Genomic DNA, 20,123 nt, shown 5'->3' with positions numbered 1-20,123 from the left:
AAAGCGTAGCCACCGCCACCGAAGCCACCGCCACCGAAGGACCTACAGCCATCCGTTCCGCTTCAGCATCCGGTGGATCGAGAAACAGGCGGCGACGGTGACGCCGAGCACCAACGGGTAACCGAACCGCCAGTGCAGCTCCGGCATGTACTTGAAGTTCATGCCGTACACGCCACAGACCATGGTCGGTACGGCGATGATCGCGGCCCACGAGGTGATCTTGCGCATGTCCTCGTTCTGGGCGACGGAGGCCTGCGCCAGATTGGCCTGGAGGATCGAGTTCAGCAGCTCGTCGAAGCCGATGACCTGCTCCTGTACGCGCTCCAAGTGGTCGGCGACGTCCCGGAAGTACTTCTGGATGTCCGGGTCGATGAGCCGCATCGGGCGCTCGCTGAGCAGCTGCAAGGGGCGCCGCAGCGGGGCGACGGCCCGCTTGAACTCCAGTACCTCGCGCTTGAGTTGGTAGATCCGGCCCGCGTCCGAGCCGCGCGGGGAGCCCTTGCCGGGCTGCGAGAAGACCTCGGTCTCGACCTCGTCGATGTCGTCCTGCATCGCGTCGGCCACGGCCAGATACCCGTCGACGACGTGGTCCGCGATGGCGTGCAGCACGGCGCTCGGGCCCTTGGCGAGCAGCTCGGGGTCGTCCTGGAGCCGGTGCCGCAGCGCGCGCAGCGAGCCCTGGCCGCCGTGCCGGACCGTGATGAAGAAGTCCCGGCCGGTGAAGCACATGACCTCGCCGGACTCCACGATCTCGCTGGTCGCGGTGAGTTCGGCGTGCTCGACGTAGTGGATGGTCTTGAAGACGGTGAACAGCGTGTCGTCGTAGCGCTCCAGCTTGGGCCGCTGGTGGGCGTGGACGGCGTCCTCGACGGCGAGCGGGTGCAGCCCGAACTCGGCGGCGATACCGGCGAATTCCTCCTCGGTCGGCTCGTGCAGGCCGATCCAGGCGAATCCGCCGTCGCGCCGCACCTGGTGCTTCGCCCCGCCGGGCGTGAGGCACTCGGAGGACGGGACACGGACCCCGTCGCGGTACACGGCACAGTCCACGACGGCCGAGCAGGCGGCTTCGTCGCGGGTGAAGTCGTACGAGGACCTGGCCTCGTTGGCATACGGGGCGACGCTCTTGCGCAGCGAGGGACGGACGGCGGCTCGCAGGTCGCGCATCATCGACATGGGCAGGCTCCTTCGCGGGCGGGAGTCGCCGCGCGTCGGGTGGAACCACCCGGAATGAGGACGTCCTGGTCAACCGGAAACCGGGACATGCTGCACGTCCACAAAGCGGGAAGCACCGCACCGACGCTGGGCGGCTTCGCTGACTGATTCAGATCGCGACGTCCGGGAGGGACGTCGATGAGATCAGGGGAACGAAGTGCTCTTCCGGCAGGTGCGGCCAGCACGGGGTGCGGCTGACTGCGGGTGAGATGAGGCCCTGGGCCCTACAGGCCGGAAGAACGGGTAGTACTGCACGGTCGACTTCGATCCATGACAGCCCCACCTCCTCCGGCCGGTCCCCCGTGGGGGACGAGAAACGGGTCGGAATTCCGACGGGCTCGCGGGGGCCCTCGGCGGACACGCACTGCGTGTTGTCCCGACCAGCGGCCAAGACTATCAGCCGACCGGCGAAAGCGGGCCCAGTCCTTACCCGTTGGGTGCGAGATCTATGCTCGCGGGATGGCAGAAGTTCTTGCGCTCGTGGAGGCGCGTCTCAGGGCAACCCTGGGTGAACCGGACGCGCGTGCGGCCGTCACCTTCCTCGGCACCGACCGGATCGAGGTGTTGCGCTTCACAGAGGGCGACGTGGTGCGGTACGCCACCCTCGGCATGTCCGCGTCCCCGATGACCGACCCCACGGCGGCCCTCGCCGACCCGGTCGCGGGCCCCCGCGCCGAGCTGGTCCTGACGGTCCGCGCCGGCCTCGCCGACACCGACAAGGTGCTGCGCCCGCTCGCGGTCCTCGCGGCCTCCCCGCAGGTCGAAGGACTCGTCGTGGCGCCGGGCGCGTCGCTCGACGTGGGCGAACCGCTGTGGCCCGCCGCCCCGTTCACCTCGACGCTCGTCGCGGAGCCCGGCGGCCTGATCGAGGATCTCGACCTCGACGCCCCGCTGGACCCCGTGCGTTTCCTGCCGCTGCTGCCCATGACGCCGAACGAGGCGGCGTGGAAGCGGGTGCACGGCGCCGCCGCGCTCCAGGAGAAGTGGCTGAACAGCGGAACGGACCTGCGCGATCCACTGCGCAAGTCCGTTCCCCTGGACTGACAACCGGTCAGCTCGCGTAGACGGAGACGCTGTCCTCGGTGGCGTGCTTCGGCTCCAGCTCCTCGGCCTCGTGGGTGAGTGCGCTCCGGCGCACCCAGACCACGATCGCGCCGAGCACCGCCGTGATCGCGGCGACCACGAACGGAATGCGGATGTTGCTCCACTCCTCGATCTTCGGCGCGAAGAACGGGGCGGCCGCGGCGGCGAACCACCGGACGAAGTTGTAGCCGGCGCTCGCCACCGGGCGCGGCGCGTCCGAGACGCCGAGCGCCAGCTCCGTGTAGACCGTGTTGTTCACGCCGATGAAGGCGCCGGACAGGATCGTGCAGACGACGGCCGCGGTGTGGTTGCCGTAGCCGAGGACGAGCACGTCCAGAGCGAGCAGTACGAGCGAACCGCCGAGCACCTTCAGCGAGCCGAACCTGGCCTGCATGCGCGGCGCGACGATCACCGAGAACAGCGCGAGCAGCACGCCCCAGGCGAAGAACACCGCGCCCGACTTGTACGGGGTCATGTTCAGCACGAACGGCGTGAAGGCCAGCACCGTGAAGAACGTGTAGTTGTAGAAGAAGGCCGAGATCGCCGCGGACGCGAGGCCGCCGTGGCCCAGCGCCTTGATCGGGTCGAGGATCGAGGTCTTCTTCGCGGGCTTCGGCTGCTCCTTCAGGAACACCGTGATGCAGACGAAGCCGATGGCCATCAGCGCGGCGGTGCCGAAGAACGGGTAGCGCCAGCTGGCGTTGCCGAGCAGTGCGCCGACCAGTGGCCCGCAGGCCATGCCGAGTCCGAGCGCGGACTCGTAGAGAAGGATCGCGGCGGCGCTGCCACCTGCGGCGGCTCCGACGATGACCGCGAGTGCGGTCGACACGAAGAGCGCGTTGCCGAGACCCCAGCCCGCGCGGAAACCGACCAGTTCGCCGACGGAACCGGACGTGCCCGCGAGCGCCGCGAAGACCACCACGAGGGCGAGTCCGACGAGGAGGGTCTTCTTGCCGCCGATGCGGCTGGAGACGAATCCGGTCACCAGCATCGCGATGGCGGTGATCAGGAAGTACGAGGTGAAGAGCAGGGAGACCTGGCTCGGTGTCGCTTCGAGGCCCTTGGCGATCGACGGCAGGATCGGGTCGACCAGGCCGATGCCCATGAAGGCGACGACGGATGCCCCGGCGGTCGCCCAGACCGCCTTCGGTTGACGCAGGAGGCTGCCGGCACCTGCGTCGAACGTGTCCCCTTCGGCGGGACCCCCTGTACTGCTGTGGCTCATGCCTGCTGCTCCTTCGAGTCCTTCGAGGTCCTGTGGACCGTTCGAGTCCGCATGGATCGTTGGCGTATACACATAATAAGTTAGAGCAGCTAATTAATGCAAGCTACATCTATCTGCCCTGGTCGGGACGCCACGGCGCTGCCCTCCGGACGGGTGATCGTCCTTGACGCGGCGCGGGACGGGGAGGACCGTGGGGCTCTATGAGGGGCGAACCCAGTTGCCCGAAGTGTGGTGGCCGGGTCAGGGCTCCCGGACTCTTTGCCGACTCCTGGCAGTGCGATGTGCACGGGACCGTGCATCCGATGCAGCCCGTGATCCCGCCCAGCGTCGAGGCGCTCAGCGTCGTGGTGCGCCGCGCGCGGGTGCCGGTCTGGATGCCCTGGCCGCTGCCCGTCGGCTGGCTGTTCACCGGCGTGGCCAACGCGGGGGACGAGCGCCACGGCGGTCGTGCCACCGCCGTCGCCTGCTCGGGACCCGGACCGCTCGGCGGCCCCGGTGAGCTGGTGCTCGTCGCCGAGGAGCTGGGCGTCGGGCTCGGTGCGCGCTACGCGGGGATCGACGGCCCCGACCCCGGTCCGTACATGGAGGTCTCCGGGCCACCGCAGGCCAAGGTGCTCGCCGCGGGCAGGCCCACCCCGATGTGGCACGTCTCCGGCACCCCTGACGACCGGGCGGTCTTCGCCGGTGAGGCGCGCGGGCTGTGGCTGTGGGCGGTCGTGTGGCCGGAGCAGACGGGGATGCTGATGTACGACGAGCTGGTGCTCACGGACCTGCGCGACGCGGGCGCCGAGGTGGACCTGCTGCCGTGCGGGGCGCTGTCGCCGCGCATTCTGAAGTAGCTCCGGGATCCGGGCCGCGTAAGGGGCCTGTGCGGTAAGGGGTCTGCGCCGGGTTCGGTGGTGACGGGGGTGCGGGAATCCCCGTTATCCTTGAGCGGTCCCCGTCAGTCCGTCGAGCCTGGAGTACGCAGCCGTGCGCATCGATCTGCACACCCACTCCACCGCTTCCGACGGCACGGACAGCCCGGCCGAACTCGTACGGAACGCCGCCGCGTCCGGCCTGGACGTCGTCGCGCTCACCGACCACGACACCACCCGCGGGCACGCCGAGGCCGTCGCCGCCCTGCCCGAGGGGCTCACCCTCGTCACCGGTGCCGAGCTCTCCTGCCGCCTCGACGGCGTGAGCATGCACATGCTGGCGTACCTCTTCGACCCCGAGGAGCCGGCCCTGCTCGCCGAGCGCGAGCTGGTCCGCGACGACCGGGTGCCGCGCGCCAAGGGCATGATCGCCAAGCTGAACGAGCTCGGTGTGCCGGTCACCTGGGAGCAGGTCGCCCGGATCGCGGGCGACGGCTCGGTCGGCCGCCCGCACGTCGCCACGGCCCTGGTCGAGCTCGGCGTCGTACCGACGGTCTCGGACGCCTTCACGGGCGACTGGCTCGCCGACGGCGCGCGTGCGTACGTCCCGAAGCACGAGACCGACCCCTTCGAGGCGATCCGGCTGGTCAAGGCCGCCGGTGGCGTCACCGTCTTCGCGCACCCCGCCGCGGTCAAGCGCGGCCGTACGGTTCCCGAGTCGGCGATCGCGAAGCTGGCGGAGGCAGGGCTCGACGGCATCGAGGTCGACCACATGGACCACGACGCCGCGACCCGCGAGCGCCTGCGCGGCCTCGCGGCCGACGTCGGCCTGCTGACCACCGGGTCCTCGGACTACCACGGCAGCCGCAAGACGTGCGTGCTCGGCGAGTACACCACCGACCCCGAGGTCTACGGGGAGATCACGCGGCGCGCGACGGGCGCCTTCCCGGTGCCGGGCGCCGGCGGACACCGCGCCTGACGCGCCCCGCGCTCACCACGTACGCACTCCTGCGTGCCCCGACCCACCCTTCCGCACCACTCTCGCAAGGCACCCCACCGTGTTCGACGCTGCCGTCTTCGGATCCCTTTTTCTCACGCTTTTTGTGATTATGGATCCCCCCGGAATCACCCCGATCTTCCTCGCCCTCACCGCGGGCCGCCCCGCCAAGGTCCAGAAGCGCATGGCCTTCCAGGCGGTCTGCGTCGCCTTCGGCGTCATCGCCGTGTTCGGCGTCCTGGGCAATCAGATCCTGGCCTATCTGCACGTCTCCGTCCCGGCCCTGATGATCGCGGGCGGTCTGCTGCTGCTCCTGATCGCGCTCGACCTGCTGACCGGCAAGACGGACGAGCCCAAGCAGACCAAGGACGTGAACGTCGCCCTCGTGCCGCTCGGCATGCCGCTGCTCGCCGGGCCCGGCGCGATCGTCTCCGTGATCCTCGCGGTGCAGGACGCGGACTCGATGGGGGACCAGCTCTCCGTCTGGTCCGCGATCATCGCGATCCACGTGGTGCTGTGGCTGGTGATGCGCTACTCGCTGGTGATCATCCGCGTCATCAAGGACGGCGGCGTGGTCCTGGTGACCCGGCTCGCGGGCATGATGCTGTCCGCGATCGCGGTGCAGCAGATCATCAACGGCGTGACGCAGGTGATCCAGGGCTCCTGACCGCGCCGCGTCGCCCCTGGCACAGCGAAGCCCCCGTACGCACCGTGCGTACGGGGGCTTCGACGCGTGAAAGTCGTCTTACGCCGTTACGAGGCGGACGACTCTGCCGGGCGGATGTAGAGGCGCTGCCCGATGGCGGCGGCCTGCTGAACGATCCGGTTGACGGAGGCGGCGTCCACGACGGTGCTGTCCACGGCGGTGCCGTCGACATCGTCGAGTCGCATGATTTCGAAGCGCATGGGCTTCTCCCTTCGTCTGGTGATCCTCCTGAAGGAGAACTACTGGTGCGGGGCTTCTCAGCTTGATCCCGCCGTACGGCCGGGCGGTTGCCCGGCCGTTAAGAGTGAATTGCGCGGCCTCGGCGCCGCGCGTTCCAAGGGGTACAACGAGTTGCTCGCTGCAAACATTCCCTACGCTAAGGAAATTTTTCGATCGGCTAATTACTCGCGCGTCAGTAGTGCCGCGAGAAGCCTGTGACCTGCGGTTCTACGCCGCCGGGTGGCGATCCCAGAAGGCGGCGAGGGCGGCGGCCGTGGCCCCCGGCCGGTCGGTATTGGGGGAGTGCTCGGCTCCGGCGACGACGGTGCGCTCCGCGCCGAGGCGCGCCGCCATGTCGTCGAGGAGCGGCACGGGCCAGGTGTCGTCCCGCTCGCCCGACAGCACATGTATCGCGAGGCCGAGGGCGGCGAGCTCGTCGACCCGGTCCGGCTCCGCGCGCAGCTGTCCCGCCGTGGCGATGAGCTGGGCCGGGCTGTTCCGCATCCAGCGGCGGCGCAGGTCCTCGCCGTCACCCCGGAGGTCGGCGGCGTCCTCGGGGGCGTCCAGGCCCTGGATCGCCTCCCACACCTGCCCCATGTCGAGCACGGCGAGGGCGTCCTGGAGCAGCTTGGCGCGCTCCTGCTGGGGCGGTGCGACGGCGGCGGGGCCCGAGGACATCAGCGTGAGCGAGGCGAAGGGCGCGGGATCCTCGATGACCGCCGCGCGCGCGACGAGTCCGCCGAGCGAGTGGCCGAGCAGATGCACCCGGCCGACTCCTGCGCCGGTTCCTTCGCCGGTTCCTTCGTCGGTTCCTTCGCCGGTCCGGAGCGCCGCCACCTGGGCGAGCACATCGCGCGCCAACTCGCGCTGCTGGTAGGGCCGTTCGTCGTCCTTGGGGCCCTCCGACTCGTACTGCCCGCGGCCGTCCACGGCGACGGTCCGGTAACCGGCCGCGCTCAACGGGGCGTGCAGCTCGATGAAGTCCTCCTTGCTCCCCGTGAACCCGGGAAGCAGCAGAGCTGTGCCCAGGACCGGGCCCTCGGCCGGCTCGCCGGTGAGCGCGGCGAAGTCGCCACGGGCGGTGCGGAGGCGGTGCGCACGGGTGCCGGGCGGCGGGGTGAAGGTCGCGGGCCTGCTCATGTGCCGAGATTACGCGCAGCCACCGACAACGAAGGCCCGGACCCCGCAGCAGCGGGATCCGGGCCTTTCGCCGTGGACCGATCAGGCCTCGGGGGCCTCGACCTTCTTGCGCGTACGACGCGGCTTCGTCACGGTCGCCTCGGCCGCCTCAGCGGTCTCGACGGCGGGCTCGGCCTTCTTACGGGTCCGGGTCCGCGTGGCGGGCTTCGCCTCGGCGGCGTCGGCGGCGGGCGCGGCCTTCTTGCGGGTGCGCGTGGCGGGCTTCGCCTCGGCGGCCTCCGCGGTGTCGACCGCGACCTCCGCCTTCTTGCGCGTACGACGCGGCTTCGTCACGGTCGCCTCGGCCGCCTCAGCGGTCTCGACGACGGGCTCGGCCTTCTTACGGGTGCGGGTCCGCGCGGCGGGCTTCGCCTCGGCGGCCTCCGCGGTGTCGACCGCGGCCTCCGCCTTCTTGCGCGTACGCGTGCGGGCCGGCTTCGCCTCGTTCGCGTCCGCCGCCTCGGCGACCGGCTCGGCCTTCTTGCGCGTACGCGCGGGCTTCGCCTCGGTGGCCTCGACGGTGTCGACCGCGGTCTCCGCCTTCTTGCGGGTGCGGGTCCGGGTGGCGGGCTTGGCCTCGGCGGCCTCCGCGGTGTCGACGGCCGCTTCGGCCTTCTTCCGCGTACGGGTCCGGGTGGCGGGCTTGGCCTCGGCGACCTCGGTGACCTCGGCCGTCTCGACCGCGGCCTCCGCCTTCTTGCGGGTGCGCGCGGGCTTGGCCTTCGGCGCGGCCTGCTCCGGCTCAGCGGCCGCGGGCACGGCCTCCACCGTCTCGACGACGGCCTCGGCCTTCTTGCGCGTACGGCTGCGCGGCTGGGCGGGAATCTCCGCCTCGACCGTCGCCACGGCCGCCTCGGCGGCGGGGGCCACCGGCGCGACCTGCGTGGCGGCGGCGTTGCCGCGGGTGCGGCGGCGACGACGCGGCGTCCGCGGCTCGGCGGACTCCTCGACGGGAGCGGCAGCGGGGGCGGGAGTGGTCGCCGGGGCGGCCGTGGCCTCTCCGGCGCCGACCGGCTCGCCACCGCGCATCCGGCGACGGCGGCGCGGCGTACGCGCCGGGCGCTCGCGCTCCTCACGCTGCTCGCGGTCCCGACCACGGTCACGGTCACGATCGCGGCCGCGGTCACGGTCGCCCCGGCCACCGCGCGCGGAGGACGCCCCGCGGCCACCGGTCTCGCCCAGGTCCTCGATCTCCTCGGCTTCGAGCCCGGCGCGCGTGCGCGACGAGCGCGGCAGCACACCCTTGGTGCCCGCCGGGATGTTCATCTCCTCGTAGAGGTGCGGCGAGGAGGAGTAGGTCTCGACCGGGTCGTTGAAGTCCAGCTCGAGGGCCTTGTTGATCAGCTGCCAGCGCGGGATGTCGTCCCAGTCGACCAGCGTGATCGCGATGCCCTTCTTGCCCGCGCGGCCGGTGCGGCCGATGCGGTGCAGATAGGTCTTCTCGTCCTCGGGGGACTGGTAGTTGATGACGTGCGTCACGTCGTCGACGTCGATGCCGCGCGCGGCGACGTCGGTGCAGACGAGGACGTCCACCTTGCCGTTGCGGAAGGCGCGCAGGGCCTGCTCGCGGGCGCCCTGGCCCAGGTCGCCGTGGACCGCGCCGGAGGCGAAGCCGCGGCGCTTGAGCTGGTCCGCGATGTCGGCCGCCGTGCGCTTCGTACGGCAGAAGATCATCGAGAGTCCGCGGCCCTCGGCCTGAAGGATGCGCGCGACCATCTCGGGCTTGTCCATGTTGTGCGCGCGGTACACGTGCTGCGCGATGTTGCGCACCGTCGCGCCCTCGTCGTCCGGCGACGTGGCACGGATGTGCGTCGGCTGCGACATGTAGCGGCGGGCCAGGCCGATGACGGCGCCCGGCATGGTCGCCGAGAACAGCATCGTCTGGCGCTTCGCCGGAAGCATGTTGATGATCTTCTCGACGTCGGGAAGGAAGCCCAGGTCGAGCATCTCGTCGGCCTCGTCGAGGACGAGCGCCTTGACGTGCGAGAGGTTCAGCTTCTTCTGGCCTGCCAGGTCGAGCAGTCGGCCGGGCGTACCGACGACGACGTCGATGCCCTTCTTCAGGGCCTCGACCTGGGGCTCGTACGCACGACCGCCATATATGGCGAGGACGCGCACGTTGCGCACCTTGCCGGCGGTCAGGAGGTCATTGGTCACCTGCTGGCACAGCTCGCGCGTCGGGACGACGACGAGGGCCTGCGGGGCGTCGGTCAGCTGCTCGGGCGTGGCCCGGCCCGCCTCGACGTCCGCGGGGACGGTGACGCGCTCCAGGAGCGGAAGGCCGAAACCGAGGGTCTTGCCCGTACCGGTCTTGGCCTGGCCGATGACGTCCGAGCCGCCGAGGGCGACGGGGAGGGTCATCTCCTGGATGGGAAAGGGATTGATGATGCCGACGGCCTCAAGGGCCTCCGCCGTCTCGGGAAGGATGCCGAGCTGACGGAAAGTCGAAGTCTGCGTAGTCAGGGTGTTGCCTCTTCTGTGAGGTGCGGCGCGAGGCGAACGCGGGGGTCTTCTCGACCGTGCCGGTCTGGTACACCGGACTCGAGCCGCGGTCTGCGGGGATCGGGTGGACCGGATGGCGCGGGACCACTGCCGACGCTCGAGCGCTCGTGCCGCTGAGGGCCCCTCCTCGATCCGTACGCCTTGTGACGTACGACCCGGAGGGCTGTCGGGTCGGAGCCGATCGGGCCTCCGACCGGGCATCCTCATTCATGAGGCCCGTCCGAAAGTGCGCAGAAGCGCCTCTTGCAGCGCCTTGCACTCGGCGGGCTCTTTACCACCATACCCCGGAATCGCGCATATGCGATGGCCGAATGCCGTACGTAGCCGTCGTCACACTCCTTGACCAGGGACTTCCAGGACCCGGAGAGCGGGCTATTGTGCGCTTCATGGAGACGCCTGACAACGCCAAGCCGACCGCCGACGCACCCCAGGAAAACCAGGGCCTCACCGGAATCGCCGCCCAGGACTGGGCCACCGCGGCCGCGGACGACAACTACCGCGCCGCCGTCGTCGACCTGCTGGGCGCGCTCGCATACGGGGAGCTGGCGGCGTTCGAGCGGCTCGCCGAGGACGCGAAGCTGGCGCCCACGCTGGCCGACAAGGCGGAGCTGGCCAAGATGGCGTCCGCCGAGTTCCACCACTTCGAGCAGCTGCGCGACCGGCTCTCGGCGATCGGCGTGGAGCCGACCGACGCGATGGACCCGTTCGTCGGCGCGCTCGACGGCTTCCACCGCCAGACCGCCCCGTCGGACTGGCTGGAGGGCCTGGTCAAGGCGTACGTCGGCGACTCGATCGCGTCCGACTTCTACCGGGAGGTCGCGGCCCGCCTCGACTCGGACACCCGCTCGCTCGTCCTCGCCGTGCTCGACGACACCGGCCACGCGTCGTTCGCCGTGGAGAAGGTGCGCGCCGCGATCGAGGCCGACCCGCGCGTGGGCGGCAGGCTCGCGCTGTGGGCGCGGCGCCTGATGGGGGAGGCCCTGTCGCAGTCGCAGCGCGTGGTCGCGGACCGGGACGCGCTGTCGACGATGCTGGTCGGGGGCGTGGCCGACGGCTTCGACCTGGCCGAGGTCGGCAAGATGTTCTCGCGGATCACCGAGGCGCACACCAAGCGAATGGCGGCGCTCGGCCTCGCTGCCTGACGCCGCCTTCCGGCCTCTACCGGCCGCTGCCGGCTTTCTCCGACTTCTTCCGGTCCTGCCGGTTCTTCTGTCGCTGGATCGTCTACGCGTACGGAGTCAGCTGCTGCCGCGCTCTGCCCCGGGTGGGGCGCAGCAGCAGCGAGAGCAGCGCCACGGACATCGCGACCGCGCCGCCGAGCGTGGCGATCGCATGGCCGGGGCCGAGCGCGCTGTGGGTGACGAACGCCCCGAACAGGGCGCCCGCGACGCCGGTCGGCAGCACGAGTGTGCGTGACGGCAGCCTGTGCGGCAGTCGGTGGCCCGCCCCGAGGGCGAGTGCCATGCCGAGCAGTGCGGAGCCGAGAACTTCGAGAAGCATGGTGCGGATACCTCCCGCGCGGCCGTTGGGTGCGTGTCGGACGTAGCCGGTCTACCCCTGGCCCCCCGGGCGCAACCCTCCGCGACAGGATCGGCCGGGCATTCGCCGTGACCATGCAAAAGGCCTGATGGCAGCTGTGCCATCAGGCCTTTCACGTGCTGTCCGCGCGTCCCTTCCGGGAGGTTCTACAGCGGGCCGAAGCCCACCTTCCGCGCCGACGGCTCGCCGAGCTCGACATAGGCGAGGCGCTCGGCGGGGACCAGGACCTTGCGGCCCTTCTCGTCCTTCAGGGAGAGGAGCTGGGACTTGCCGGACAGCGCCGCGGACACCGCGCTCTCGACCTCCTCGGCGGACTGGTCGCTCTCCAGAACGATCTCGCGAGGCGTGTGCAGCACGCCGATCTTGACCTCCACGGCCTTGTCCCTCCGACGATCCGTGATGTGCGCGGAAAGACCGCGCCGTACCCAGCAAACATTAGCCCGGCCAGGCGAGACTCCCGGCGCCACGGCTGCACGCCAAGAGCGAACAGCCGGACGGGAACAAAGCGCACCGTGGCGCCGGACCCGGTGCGCGCAGGGGCGCGCTCAGTGGGGCGCGCTCAGTTGTGCTCCGCGCCGTGCAGCGGGAAGCCCGCGATGCCGCGCCAGGCGAGCGAGGTCAGCAGCTGCACGGCCGTGTCGCGCTCGACCGGGCTGGCGCTGGACAGCCAGTAGCGCGCGACGACCTGCGAGACGCCGCCGAGGCCCGTCGCGAGGAGCATCGACTCGTCCTTGGACAGGCCCGTGTCCTCCGCGATCACGTCCGAGATCGCCTCGGCGCACTGCAGGCTGACCCGGTCGACGCGCTCGCGCACCGCCGGCTCGTTCGTCAGGTCCGACTCGAAGACGAGCCGGAACGCGCCGCCCTCGTCCTCCACGTACGCGAAGTAGGCGTCCATGGTCGCCGCGACGCGCTGCTTGTTGTCCGTCGTGGAGGCGAGCGCCGTGCGCACCGACTGCAACAGGGACTCGCAGTGCTGGTCGAGCAGTGCCAGGTAGAGCTCGAGCTTGCCGGGAAAGTGCTGGTAGAGCACCGGCTTGCTGACGCCGGCCCGCTCGGCGATGTCGTCCATCGCGGCCGCGTGGTACCCCTGCGCGACAAAAACCTCCTGGGCCGCGCCCAGAAGTTGATTGCGACGGGCACGGCGCGGCAGGCGTGTGCCCTTGGGGCGCGCTGCCTCCGTCTGCTCGATGGCTGTCACGCCGCCTCCCAAGATTGTCGTGTGCGGTGTGCGCCGCGACGCCATCGTACTTTTGGGTAACCCTGATGTGCGCGGTGCGAGCGCAGAATTTCACGGACCGGACTCCCGTGAAAACCGCATGTAGTGAGCCCGATGTCACATCTGTGGTCACAAATGGGTGGATCGCGGCGCACCGTTCACCGATATCGGTGCATCGGTCACCGGTAGTCGTCCTCGTCGAGCGCGACGACGCGTGCCTGCTCGGCCCGGTCCGCCTCGTTCGCGGTGTCCGGGTCGGCCTCCGTGTCGGGCTCGTCGTCCTGCTCGGGCGCGAGGTCCGTGTACTGCTCCGCGCTGTCCGCCTCGGGGGTCTCCACGCCCGCCTCGGCAGGGCGGTCCTCCGCGAAGGTTTCGGGGTCGCTCGGGTCGACCGTCATCGGTGGCTCCCTTCCTCACCTGTCCGTGCCTGGACGGGTGCCCTGATATCGAGCGTAGGAGACACCCGATCGGGGCGCTATGCGATCTTTTGGCGTTCTCTTGGGTGGCACGGGTTCTCCTGAGCGAACCCGCCCGGTCGTGGCGCGTTCGGATCTGTGACGGCGAACACGCGATCCACTGTGTGATCGTCTCGTAACATATGTCGCATGTCTTCGACCGAGTCGCCGCGCGTGCCAGCCGCCATCGCCGCCGCGACGCCCACGCCGGGCGCCGTCGAAGCCCCCGAGGGGGAGCGCCTGCGATCGGTCGGGCTGCCTGGTCTGACACTGTCGGTCCGCTCCCGTCCCGGAGCGCACGAGGGGCTGCCGCCCGCGCTCTACGTCCACGGACTCGGCGGCTCCTCGCAGAACTGGTCGGCGCTGATGCCGCTGCTCGCGGACGTCGTCGACGGGGAGGCGGTCGACCTGCCGGGGTTCGGCGACTCGCCGCCACCGGACGACGGGAACTACTCGGTGAGCGGGCACGCGCGCGCGATCGTCCGTTACCTCGACGCCCAGGGCCGCGGCCCTGTGCATCTTTTCGGGAACTCGCTGGGCGGGGCCATCGCCACGCGCGTGGCCGCGGCGCGCCCCGACCTCGTCCGCACGCTCACCCTGGTGTCGCCCGCACTGCCGGAGATCCGGGTGCAGCGCACCGCCCTGCCGACCGGACTGCTCGCGGTGCCCGGCGTCGCCCCGCTCTTCACGCGCCTGACGAAGGAGTGGACGCCGGAGCAGCGGGTGCGCGGCGTGATGGCCCTCTGCTACGGAGACCCGAACCGGGTCACGCCCGAGGGCTTCAGGGCTGCCGTGGAGGAAATGGAACGGCGCCTCCAACTGCCGTACTTCTGGGACGCGATGGCCCGCTCCGCGCGCGGGGTCGTGAATGCCTATACGCTCGGCGGGCAGCACGGCCTCTGGCGCCAGGCCGAGCGGGTGCTCGCGCCGACGCAGCTGATATACGGAGGGCGCGACCTGCTCGTCTCCTACCGGATGGCGGCCCGCGCGGCACGCGCCTTCCGGGATTCGAGGCTGCTCACGCTCCCGGACGCGGGACATGTCGCGATGATGGAGTACCCGGGGACGGTCGCGACGGCGTTCCGGGAACTCCTCGCCGACACCGAAGCGTTGAACAAGAGGCGCGGGAGCGCCAGTGGTGCCGGTGACGCCGTGCGTGACGCGTCCGGCACCGACGACCACACGACATTGGGGAGCTGAGGCGGCCTGTGGGACGGCATCGCCGCCGAGGATCGGCAGACGGCGCAGAGGACGCTGTCGACGTACAGGTGGAGGCCGAGGCGCACGCCGCGTCGCGGCCGGCCGTAGGCACCGGGCGCAGACGACGGGGGCCAGCCGAGGCACCGCCCGCGCCCACCCCGCCGCCGGCGTCCGGGCGCCCCGCCTTCCCGGGACACGCGTCCGTGCGGCCGGGGGCCGGGCCGGTGCGTGGCGGCCACCCCGAGCCGCGGGAGCCGGGCGGTGGCTGGGGTGCGTCCGTGCCGCGGGTCGCCGGTCCGGTCGCGTCGGCGCGCGGTCCCGAGTACGGGGTGACGGTTCCCGCCGATTCGCCGCTTCCGGGGCCGAGGCCGCGACAGGAGCGGCCGGATCAGGACTCCCGGGCCCAGGGCGCCCCGGCTCCGGACGCACTGGTTCAGGGGCATCCGCGGCAGGAGTACATCGACGCGTTCGACGCCCCTTCGGGTGTCCACGCTGCCGTGGGTGTCGACGCTTCCCTCGCCGCCGCGGGTGCCAGCGCTCCTGCGAGTGTCGCCGCTCCTGCCGCTACGGACCCGTACGCGCGCGTGAGCGAGTGGGACGCCGAGCCGCCCGCGCCGCCCGAGGACGGGGCGCCGGCCGGGGCCGACGGCGGGCGCGAGAAGCGCGGCAGGGGCATGACCTTCACGGGCATCGCCGCCGCGGCCGTCACCACCGTGCTCGCCGTGGTCGTCGCGGGACAGGTCGCCGACGGGGACGGCGGCTCCGCGGGTGACGCACGGGCGCAGGCCGCCCAGGGCAGCCGTCCGAACGGTGGCTCCGCCTCGCGCACGGACCAGCGGGCCGCCCCGAAGGAGACGGCGAAGACCGCCCCGGTGACGTACGGGCAGAAGATGGCCGAGAAGTACCCGCTCGCGGCGGACCTGAAGGCGTCCGGCTCGTTCGCGGCGGTGCCCGGAGAGGTCAAGGCGCCGGGCAGCGGGCAGAAGTTCCGCTACCGGGTGGACGTGGAGAAGGGGCTCGGGCTCGACGGGGCGCTGTTCGCGGAGGCGGTGCAGAAGACCCTGAACGACAAGCGGAGTTGGGCCCACGACAGCGCCCGCACCTTCGAGCGCGTCTCCTCAGGGAAGCCGGACTTCGTGATCACGCTCGCGAGCCCGGGCACGACGGCCGACTGGTGCGCGAAGTCGGGCCTCGACACGACGCAGGACAACGTGTCGTGCGACTCCGCCGCGACCGACCGCGTGATGATCAACGCGTACCGGTGGGCCCAGGGCTCGAAGACGTACGACAAGGTGCTGGGCGACAACGCCATCTACCCGTACCGGCAGATGCTGATCAACCACGAGGTCGGGCACCGGCTCGGCTTCAACCATGTGAGCTGCTCGCAGAACGGCGCCCTCGCTCCGGTCATGCAGCAGCAGACCAAGTTCCTGACGTCCGACGGGATCACGTGCAAGCCCAACCCCTGGGCCTTTCCCAAGGGTTGACGCTACGTAGCTATCTGTAGCCGTTTGATCTCTTAGCGCGACCGAACGTCGCGCGTGCGGGAAAGTTACGCCCGTTCACCCCTTTTGGTGGCGTGATGGACAACCGTCCATCACGCCACCGGCATGTCCGCATACGTTCGTCCCGCTGCGAGCCGCCAATCCAACGGCGGCTCCCTGTACGGGAGATCGGGGGTGTACGCGTGCGCATCGGAATGCTTACCGAGGGTGGTTATCCGTATGTGAACGGTGAGGCCAGACTCTGGTGCGACCGGCTTGTGCGCGGGCTCGAGCAGCACGAATTCGACATCTACGCGCTCTCCACCAGCCAGGAGCAGGAGGACGCGGGGTGGCTCGAACTGCCGCCCCAGGTCATGCGCGTACGGACCGCGCCGATGTGGGCCGCGGCGTCCGGGAGCGAGAACGGCGCGCGCGACGGCGCGTTCGGGCGGCGAGCGCGGCGCCGGTTCGCCGAGCTGTACCGGGAGCTGGTCGAGGCCGTGGTGTCGGCGGACGCGACGTCCGATGACATGGGAACGAGCGAGGCGGACCGTTTCGCCAACGCGCTGTACGGGCTCGCCGAACTCGCCCGCGACGAGGGCGGTCTCGGCATCTCCCTGCGCTCCGAGGCCGCCGTACGCATCCTGGAGCGCGCCTGCCGTGCGCCGGGCGCGCTTCGTGCGGTGCGCGCGGCCCGCGTCCCCGATCTGCTCTCCTTCGCCGCGCATGTGGAGCGTGAGCTGCGGCCGCTGTCGCTGGACTGGTACGAGGACGGGTCCGGGTTCGATGCGTCGGGCTATGCGGCGGGTTCGGGTTCGGGGGCGGTGTCCGGGGGCGGGGCGGGCTCGGCGCGGGGGTCGGGTTCGGCTCCGGCTCCGGGGGCGGAGGGAGCGTCGGGGGCTTCGGTGTCGTCGTCGGGTGCGCACGGTGTGTCGGGTGCGCACGATGTGGCGGGTTCCTCTTCGTCTGTTTCTTCGGCTTCTTCGCCGTCCTCGGCTTCCTCGGCTTCCTCGGCTTCTTCTTCTGCTTCGGGTGCCCCCAGGGGGCTGTCCGGAGGGGGCGGGCTCGCGTCCGTCGATCTCTGCCACGCGGCCTCCGGGGGCGCGGCGGCTCTGCCCGGCTTGGTCGCCAAGCACTTCTACGGGGTGCCGCTGCTCGTCACGGAGTACGGGGTGCAGCTCAGGGCCCGGTACATCGCCGCGGGCGACGCCGAGTTGAGCGCGCCGGTGCGTGCGCTCCTCGCCGCCTTCCACGGCCGACTCGCCGCCGAGGTCTACCGGCAGGCCACCGTGATCACGCCCGGCAACGCGCACGCGCGGCGCTGGCAGGAGCGGTGCGGTGCCGATCGCGCCAAGCTGCGCACCATCCACCCCGGCATGGAGGCCGGCCACTTCGCCGAGGTGGGCGAGCGGGAAGGGCCGGGCGATCCGGACACCCTCGTCTGGGTCGGGCGCGTCGACCCCTCCAAGGACCTGATCTCGCTGCTGCACGCGTTCTCCGAGATCCGCAAGGAAGAACCGAAGGCCCGGCTGCGCATCGTGGGGGTGCCGGATGCCGGGTCGGTTCCGGGAGCCGGAGCGGAGGCGGCGGATCCCGCGGCGGACCGCGAGGCGGCGCTGTATCTCGGGCACTGCAAGGCCCTCGCCGCGCAGCTCTTCCCGGACGAGGCGGAGGGGATGCACGCCGTGGGCGAGAACCCCGTCTCCTTCGAGGAGTTGGGCTCTCCCGAAGCCCCCGACCTCGCCGATGTCTACGGCTCCTGCGGTGTCGTCGTCCTGTCCAGCGTCGTCGAAGGCTTCCCGGTCAGCCTGGTGGAGGCCATGTTCTGCGGGCGCGCGACGGTGTCCACGGACGCGGGTGCCGTCGTCGAGGTGATCGGTGGCACGGGGCTCGTGGTGCCGCCGCGCAATCCGCGCGCGCTCGCCGAGGCGTGCGTGGCGCTGCTGCGCGACCCCGCACGGCGCGAACGGCTTGGGGCGGCGGCTCGGGCGCGCGCCCTGGAGCTGTTCACCGTCGAACAGAACGTCACGGCATTTCACGGCATTTACCTGGAGATCGTCTCGCGCTGCCCGGTGCGCCGGGAGGTCGTCGACGACGCGGGCGACCCCTTGCCGTTCGCCTACCCGCCGGAGGCCCATGTGCCGGGCCGCTGGACCACGCAGAACGCGGGGGACCGCGGCAGCGCGTGGCCGGCCGGGCGCTCGGGCGGGGCGGCAGGCACCAGTTGGGGTGCCGACGGCGGCGCGCGGGAGCAGTTGGCCGGGATGACGCAGGGCAGCGGGGAGGCGGACGGATGACCGGGCGGATCAGCGAACGTACGAGTGAGCGTGCCGTGTTCGGCGACGCCGGTACCGGGGGCGACGCCGATGCGCCCCGAGTACCGGTGGGCGCCGGAGCGTGGGGCGCCGGGTCGGCGGAGGCGCTGGGGTCGCGCGGCGGTACCGGTGCCGCTGCCAGTGTCGACGGTGGTGAGGTGGACGGCGACGTGGCCTCCACGGAGCAGGCCGACCTGGGTGACCTGGACATGGGGTTGCTGGGCGATCCCGCGGCGTGGCGGTCGCCCGCCTTCGAGGGTGGGGCCCGTGACGTCGAGTCGCGTGATGTCGAGTCCGGCGAGGTGGGCTCCCGCGATGTGAGCCCTTCTGGCATGGAGCGGCGAGGCGCCGAGTCCGGTGGCACCGAGTCCGGTAGCGCCGAGTTTGGTGGCACCAAGGTCGGTAGCGCCGAGGTCGGCGGCACGGGGCCCGGTGGTGCCGACACCGGCGGGGTCGAAAGCCGCAGCGCGGAGTCTCGTTACGCGGAGTCCCGTGGCGCGGACGCCCGTGCCGTGGGCTCTCGTGACGGGGACCTTCGTGACGGGGGGCCTCGTGATGGGGACCCTCGTGATGAAGGTCCCCGCGGCGAGGGTTCCCGCCATCAGGGCCCCCGTGACGACGCCTTCCTTGACGACGCCCCCCTTGACGACGAATCCCGCACGGAAGCGGACCACCGTGCCGATGTCGCGCGGATCGTCGGTCCGCGCGGCGCGGAGGCGCAGGGTTCCGAGTCCCGCGGCGCCAACTCCCGTCCCGCCCACCGTCGTTCCGGTGCCGACCCGGTCAAGGGCCTGATGCACCGGCACCGTGACCTGTGCGAGCGGGCCGTCGACCCGCTGGAGATCGCCGCGGGTCTTGAGGCCCACGGCGTCACCGACAGGACCGCCGCCCGCTTCCGCCACAAGGACGTGTTCTCGCTCGCCGAGGAGATGTACGCCCGCGCCTCCAGGGACGGCGAACCCTACGAGCCGGTCGTCGAGGCCGCGGCTCCCGCCACCGGCGTGCGCGGCCTGTGGGCCGGGCTCGCAATGCTGCCGGGCGCCCTCTGCGCGCTCACGCTGTTCGGTCTCCACGCCACGACGGGCACCGTACGCCTGGCCGTCGGTGCCGCCGGTGTGCTCGCCACCCTCGTCGCCCTGCGCGTGACGCTGCGACACGGGCCGCTGCGCGCGGTCGACGGCCCCTCCGCCCCCTCGGCCCGGCTGTGGTCCTGCTGGCTGCTCGCGTACGCGCTCCTCGGCGACGGCCTCCTCGACGCCGCGCTCGCGGGCGGGCCCGACGAGCCCTGGGCCCCCGCGGCCGCGCCGCTGGTCGCGCTCGCCGTCGCGGTGGCGCCGGCCACCTGGTGCGCCCAACTCTTCTCCGGCGGAGCGCGACGCCGCCTCGCCACCAGCCGCGGCCTCGCCGAATTCGCCTCCTCCGTCCGCCCGTTGCTCCTCGGAGCCGTGGCTCTGTTCGCGCTCGCCCTCGTCGCGCTCCTCGTGCTGGCCGGGGCGGTACTGGACGAGAAGGTGGACTACGCCGGAGCGGGCGCCCTGGGAGTTCTGCTGCTGCTCGCCCGACTCCTCGCCGCGCACCGCCGTACGCACGCACCCGCACTCGCGCTGGGCGCCGCCGTCGCCGTCGAGGTCCTGGCCGTCGCCACGGTCTTCGCCGCACGCCTGCCCGGCTGCGACGTCCTGGGCCTGCCCGTCGAGACCGCCGTCGACGCGGCCGGCGCGGGTGTCGTCCCGACGGTCGCCTGCGCCGTCGCCGCTCTCGTCCTCCTCGTGCACGCCACCCGCACCCTGACCCGGGCCTCCGCCCATGCGGACGCCGACGACCCGATCGGCTGGGCGCCGTGACCGCCGCCCCCGACCCCACCGCCCTCGTCGAGCGCGCCGCGCCACCGCGGCCGGCACGCGCCACATGACCAGGACCACCCATCTCCC

General features: G+C 71.6%; 19 protein-coding genes. 10 read left to right on the top strand and 9 right to left on the bottom strand.

The features are described from left to right. Positions 1 to 42 precede the first annotated feature (42 nt). Entirely contained in the window at positions 43 to 1,173 is a 1,131-nt protein-coding gene (locus tag ACNYS0_RS15370; RefSeq protein WP_422474094.1) for a magnesium and cobalt transport protein CorA, read from the bottom strand. Between the two features lie 498 nt (positions 1,174 to 1,671). Here ACNYS0_RS15370 and ACNYS0_RS15365 point away from each other — a divergent pair, with 498 nt between their 5' ends. Continuing rightward, positions 1,672 to 2,256: a suppressor of fused domain protein gene (locus tag ACNYS0_RS15365; RefSeq protein ID WP_422474092.1), complete on the top strand. Its 585-nt coding sequence runs from the start codon at positions 1,672 to 1,674 to the stop codon at positions 2,254 to 2,256. Positions 2,257 to 2,263: 7 nt separating this feature from the next. On the opposite strand, the gene ACNYS0_RS15360 is transcribed toward ACNYS0_RS15365, so the two are convergent. Then, positions 2,264 to 3,520 (bottom strand): MFS transporter, encoded by a 1,257-nt coding sequence (locus ACNYS0_RS15360; RefSeq protein ID WP_422474090.1) that lies wholly within the window; start codon positions 3,518 to 3,520, stop codon positions 2,264 to 2,266. Positions 3,521 to 3,720: 200 nt separating this feature from the next. Between ACNYS0_RS15360 and ACNYS0_RS15355 the strand changes: the two genes are divergently transcribed. From ACNYS0_RS15355 to ACNYS0_RS15345, 3 genes are all read left to right on the top strand, one after another. Beyond that, positions 3,721 to 4,359 (top strand): DUF6758 family protein, encoded by a 639-nt coding sequence (locus ACNYS0_RS15355; RefSeq protein WP_385768570.1) that lies wholly within the window; start codon positions 3,721 to 3,723, stop codon positions 4,357 to 4,359. 133 nt (positions 4,360 to 4,492) lie between these two features. Then, positions 4,493 to 5,356, top strand: a complete 864-nt coding sequence (locus ACNYS0_RS15350) for a PHP domain-containing protein (protein WP_422432086.1) — start codon at positions 4,493 to 4,495, stop codon at positions 5,354 to 5,356. A 79-nt stretch (positions 5,357 to 5,435) separates the two neighbouring features. Beyond that, on the top strand, positions 5,436 to 6,041 hold the full coding sequence (locus ACNYS0_RS15345) for a MarC family protein (RefSeq protein ID WP_422474088.1): 606 nt from the start codon (positions 5,436 to 5,438) through the stop codon (positions 6,039 to 6,041). An 86-nt stretch (positions 6,042 to 6,127) separates the two neighbouring features. Here ACNYS0_RS15345 and ACNYS0_RS15340 read toward each other — a convergent pair whose 3' ends face one another. Further along, entirely contained in the window at positions 6,128 to 6,280 is a 153-nt protein-coding gene (locus tag ACNYS0_RS15340; protein ID WP_306317966.1) for a hypothetical protein, read from the bottom strand. Here ACNYS0_RS15340 and ACNYS0_RS15335 point away from each other — a divergent pair. Next, a complete protein-coding gene (locus ACNYS0_RS15335; RefSeq protein WP_422474086.1) occupies positions 6,264 to 6,518 on the top strand; it encodes a hypothetical protein in 255 nt (84 codons plus the stop codon). The two genes, ACNYS0_RS15340 and ACNYS0_RS15335, sit on opposite strands and share 17 nt — an antisense overlap. Before the next feature lie 9 nt (positions 6,519 to 6,527). On the opposite strand, the gene ACNYS0_RS15330 is transcribed toward ACNYS0_RS15335, so the two are convergent. Further along, positions 6,528 to 7,439 (bottom strand): alpha/beta fold hydrolase, encoded by a 912-nt coding sequence (locus tag ACNYS0_RS15330; protein WP_422474084.1) that lies wholly within the window; start codon positions 7,437 to 7,439, stop codon positions 6,528 to 6,530. 81 nt (positions 7,440 to 7,520) lie between these two features. Further along, complete coding sequence (locus ACNYS0_RS15325; protein ID WP_422474082.1) at positions 7,521 to 9,839, bottom strand: DEAD/DEAH box helicase; 2,319 nt, start codon at positions 9,837 to 9,839, stop codon at positions 7,521 to 7,523. A 527-nt stretch (positions 9,840 to 10,366) separates the two neighbouring features. Between ACNYS0_RS15325 and ACNYS0_RS15320 the strand changes: the two genes are divergently transcribed. Beyond that, on the top strand, positions 10,367 to 11,122 hold the full coding sequence (locus ACNYS0_RS15320; RefSeq protein WP_422474080.1) for a ferritin-like fold-containing protein: 756 nt from the start codon (positions 10,367 to 10,369) through the stop codon (positions 11,120 to 11,122). A gap of 82 nt (positions 11,123 to 11,204) precedes the next feature. Here ACNYS0_RS15320 and ACNYS0_RS15315 read toward each other — a convergent pair whose 3' ends face one another. From ACNYS0_RS15315 to ACNYS0_RS15300, 4 genes are all read right to left on the bottom strand, one after another. Further along, entirely contained in the window at positions 11,205 to 11,480 is a 276-nt protein-coding gene (locus tag ACNYS0_RS15315; protein WP_422409547.1) for a hypothetical protein, read from the bottom strand. A gap of 185 nt (positions 11,481 to 11,665) precedes the next feature. After that, positions 11,666 to 11,893: a DUF3107 domain-containing protein gene (locus tag ACNYS0_RS15310; RefSeq protein WP_326013968.1), complete on the bottom strand. Its 228-nt coding sequence runs from the start codon at positions 11,891 to 11,893 to the stop codon at positions 11,666 to 11,668. Between the two features lie 185 nt (positions 11,894 to 12,078). After that, complete coding sequence (locus tag ACNYS0_RS15305; RefSeq protein ID WP_422474078.1) at positions 12,079 to 12,720, bottom strand: TetR/AcrR family transcriptional regulator; 642 nt, start codon at positions 12,718 to 12,720, stop codon at positions 12,079 to 12,081. Between the two features lie 197 nt (positions 12,721 to 12,917). After that, the gene (locus ACNYS0_RS15300) at positions 12,918 to 13,136 is read right to left on the bottom strand and encodes a hypothetical protein (protein ID WP_422474076.1); all 219 of its coding nucleotides are present in this window, start codon (positions 13,134 to 13,136) and stop codon (positions 12,918 to 12,920) included. Between the two features lie 207 nt (positions 13,137 to 13,343). Between ACNYS0_RS15300 and ACNYS0_RS15295 the strand changes: the two genes are divergently transcribed. The 4 genes from ACNYS0_RS15295 (at position 13,344) to ACNYS0_RS15280 (ending at position 20,036) form a co-directional block, all read left to right on the top strand. After that, positions 13,344 to 14,393, top strand: coding sequence for an alpha/beta fold hydrolase (locus ACNYS0_RS15295; RefSeq protein ID WP_422474075.1), 1,050 nt, complete (start codon positions 13,344 to 13,346; stop codon positions 14,391 to 14,393). A gap of 8 nt (positions 14,394 to 14,401) precedes the next feature. Beyond that, positions 14,402 to 15,880 carry a DUF3152 domain-containing protein gene (locus tag ACNYS0_RS15290; RefSeq protein WP_422474073.1) on the top strand — a complete coding sequence of 493 codons (1,479 nt, stop codon included), beginning with the start codon at positions 14,402 to 14,404 and terminating at the stop codon, positions 15,878 to 15,880. Positions 15,881 to 15,975: 95 nt separating this feature from the next. Continuing rightward, positions 15,976 to 18,174 carry a DUF3492 domain-containing protein gene (locus ACNYS0_RS15285; protein ID WP_422474071.1) on the top strand — a complete coding sequence of 733 codons (2,199 nt, stop codon included), beginning with the start codon at positions 15,976 to 15,978 and terminating at the stop codon, positions 18,172 to 18,174. Further along, positions 18,171 to 20,036, top strand: coding sequence for a hypothetical protein (locus ACNYS0_RS15280; protein ID WP_422474069.1), 1,866 nt, complete (start codon positions 18,171 to 18,173; stop codon positions 20,034 to 20,036). Before ACNYS0_RS15285 ends, ACNYS0_RS15280 begins: the two co-directional genes overlap by 4 nt. Positions 20,037 to 20,123: the final 87 nt, after the last annotated feature.

It is taken from the genome of Streptomyces anthophorae, assembly GCF_049310305.1.
GTDB lineage: Bacteria > Actinomycetota > Actinomycetes > Streptomycetales > Streptomycetaceae > Streptomyces.
Note: the sequence above shows the minus strand (reverse complement) of the source record. Positions and strands in the feature narration are given on the sequence as shown.

Coding starts and splice junctions, on each gene's coding strand:
- ACNYS0_RS15360 (WP_422474090.1), bottom strand. CDS start 3,520: ATGAGCCACAGCAGTACAGGGGGTCCCGCCGAAGGGGACACGTTCGAC.
- ACNYS0_RS15335 (WP_422474086.1), top strand. CDS start 6,264: ATGATTTCGAAGCGCATGGGCTTCTCCCTTCGTCTGGTGATCCTCCTG.
- ACNYS0_RS15285 (WP_422474071.1), top strand. CDS start 15,976: ATGGACAACCGTCCATCACGCCACCGGCATGTCCGCATACGTTCGTCC.
- ACNYS0_RS15300 (WP_422474076.1), bottom strand. CDS start 13,136: ATGACGGTCGACCCGAGCGACCCCGAAACCTTCGCGGAGGACCGCCCT.
- ACNYS0_RS15315 (WP_422409547.1), bottom strand. CDS start 11,480: ATGCTTCTCGAAGTTCTCGGCTCCGCACTGCTCGGCATGGCACTCGCC.
- ACNYS0_RS15355 (WP_385768570.1), top strand. CDS start 3,721: ATGAGGGGCGAACCCAGTTGCCCGAAGTGTGGTGGCCGGGTCAGGGCT.
- ACNYS0_RS15280 (WP_422474069.1), top strand. CDS start 18,171: ATGACCGGGCGGATCAGCGAACGTACGAGTGAGCGTGCCGTGTTCGGC.
- ACNYS0_RS15325 (WP_422474082.1), bottom strand. CDS start 9,839: ATGACCCTCCCCGTCGCCCTCGGCGGCTCGGACGTCATCGGCCAGGCC.
- ACNYS0_RS15330 (WP_422474084.1), bottom strand. CDS start 7,439: ATGAGCAGGCCCGCGACCTTCACCCCGCCGCCCGGCACCCGTGCGCAC.
- ACNYS0_RS15365 (WP_422474092.1), top strand. CDS start 1,672: ATGGCAGAAGTTCTTGCGCTCGTGGAGGCGCGTCTCAGGGCAACCCTG.
- ACNYS0_RS15370 (WP_422474094.1), bottom strand. CDS start 1,173: ATGTCGATGATGCGCGACCTGCGAGCCGCCGTCCGTCCCTCGCTGCGC.
- ACNYS0_RS15295 (WP_422474075.1), top strand. CDS start 13,344: ATGTCTTCGACCGAGTCGCCGCGCGTGCCAGCCGCCATCGCCGCCGCG.
- ACNYS0_RS15340 (WP_306317966.1), bottom strand. CDS start 6,280: ATGCGCTTCGAAATCATGCGACTCGACGATGTCGACGGCACCGCCGTG.
- ACNYS0_RS15320 (WP_422474080.1), top strand. CDS start 10,367: ATGGAGACGCCTGACAACGCCAAGCCGACCGCCGACGCACCCCAGGAA.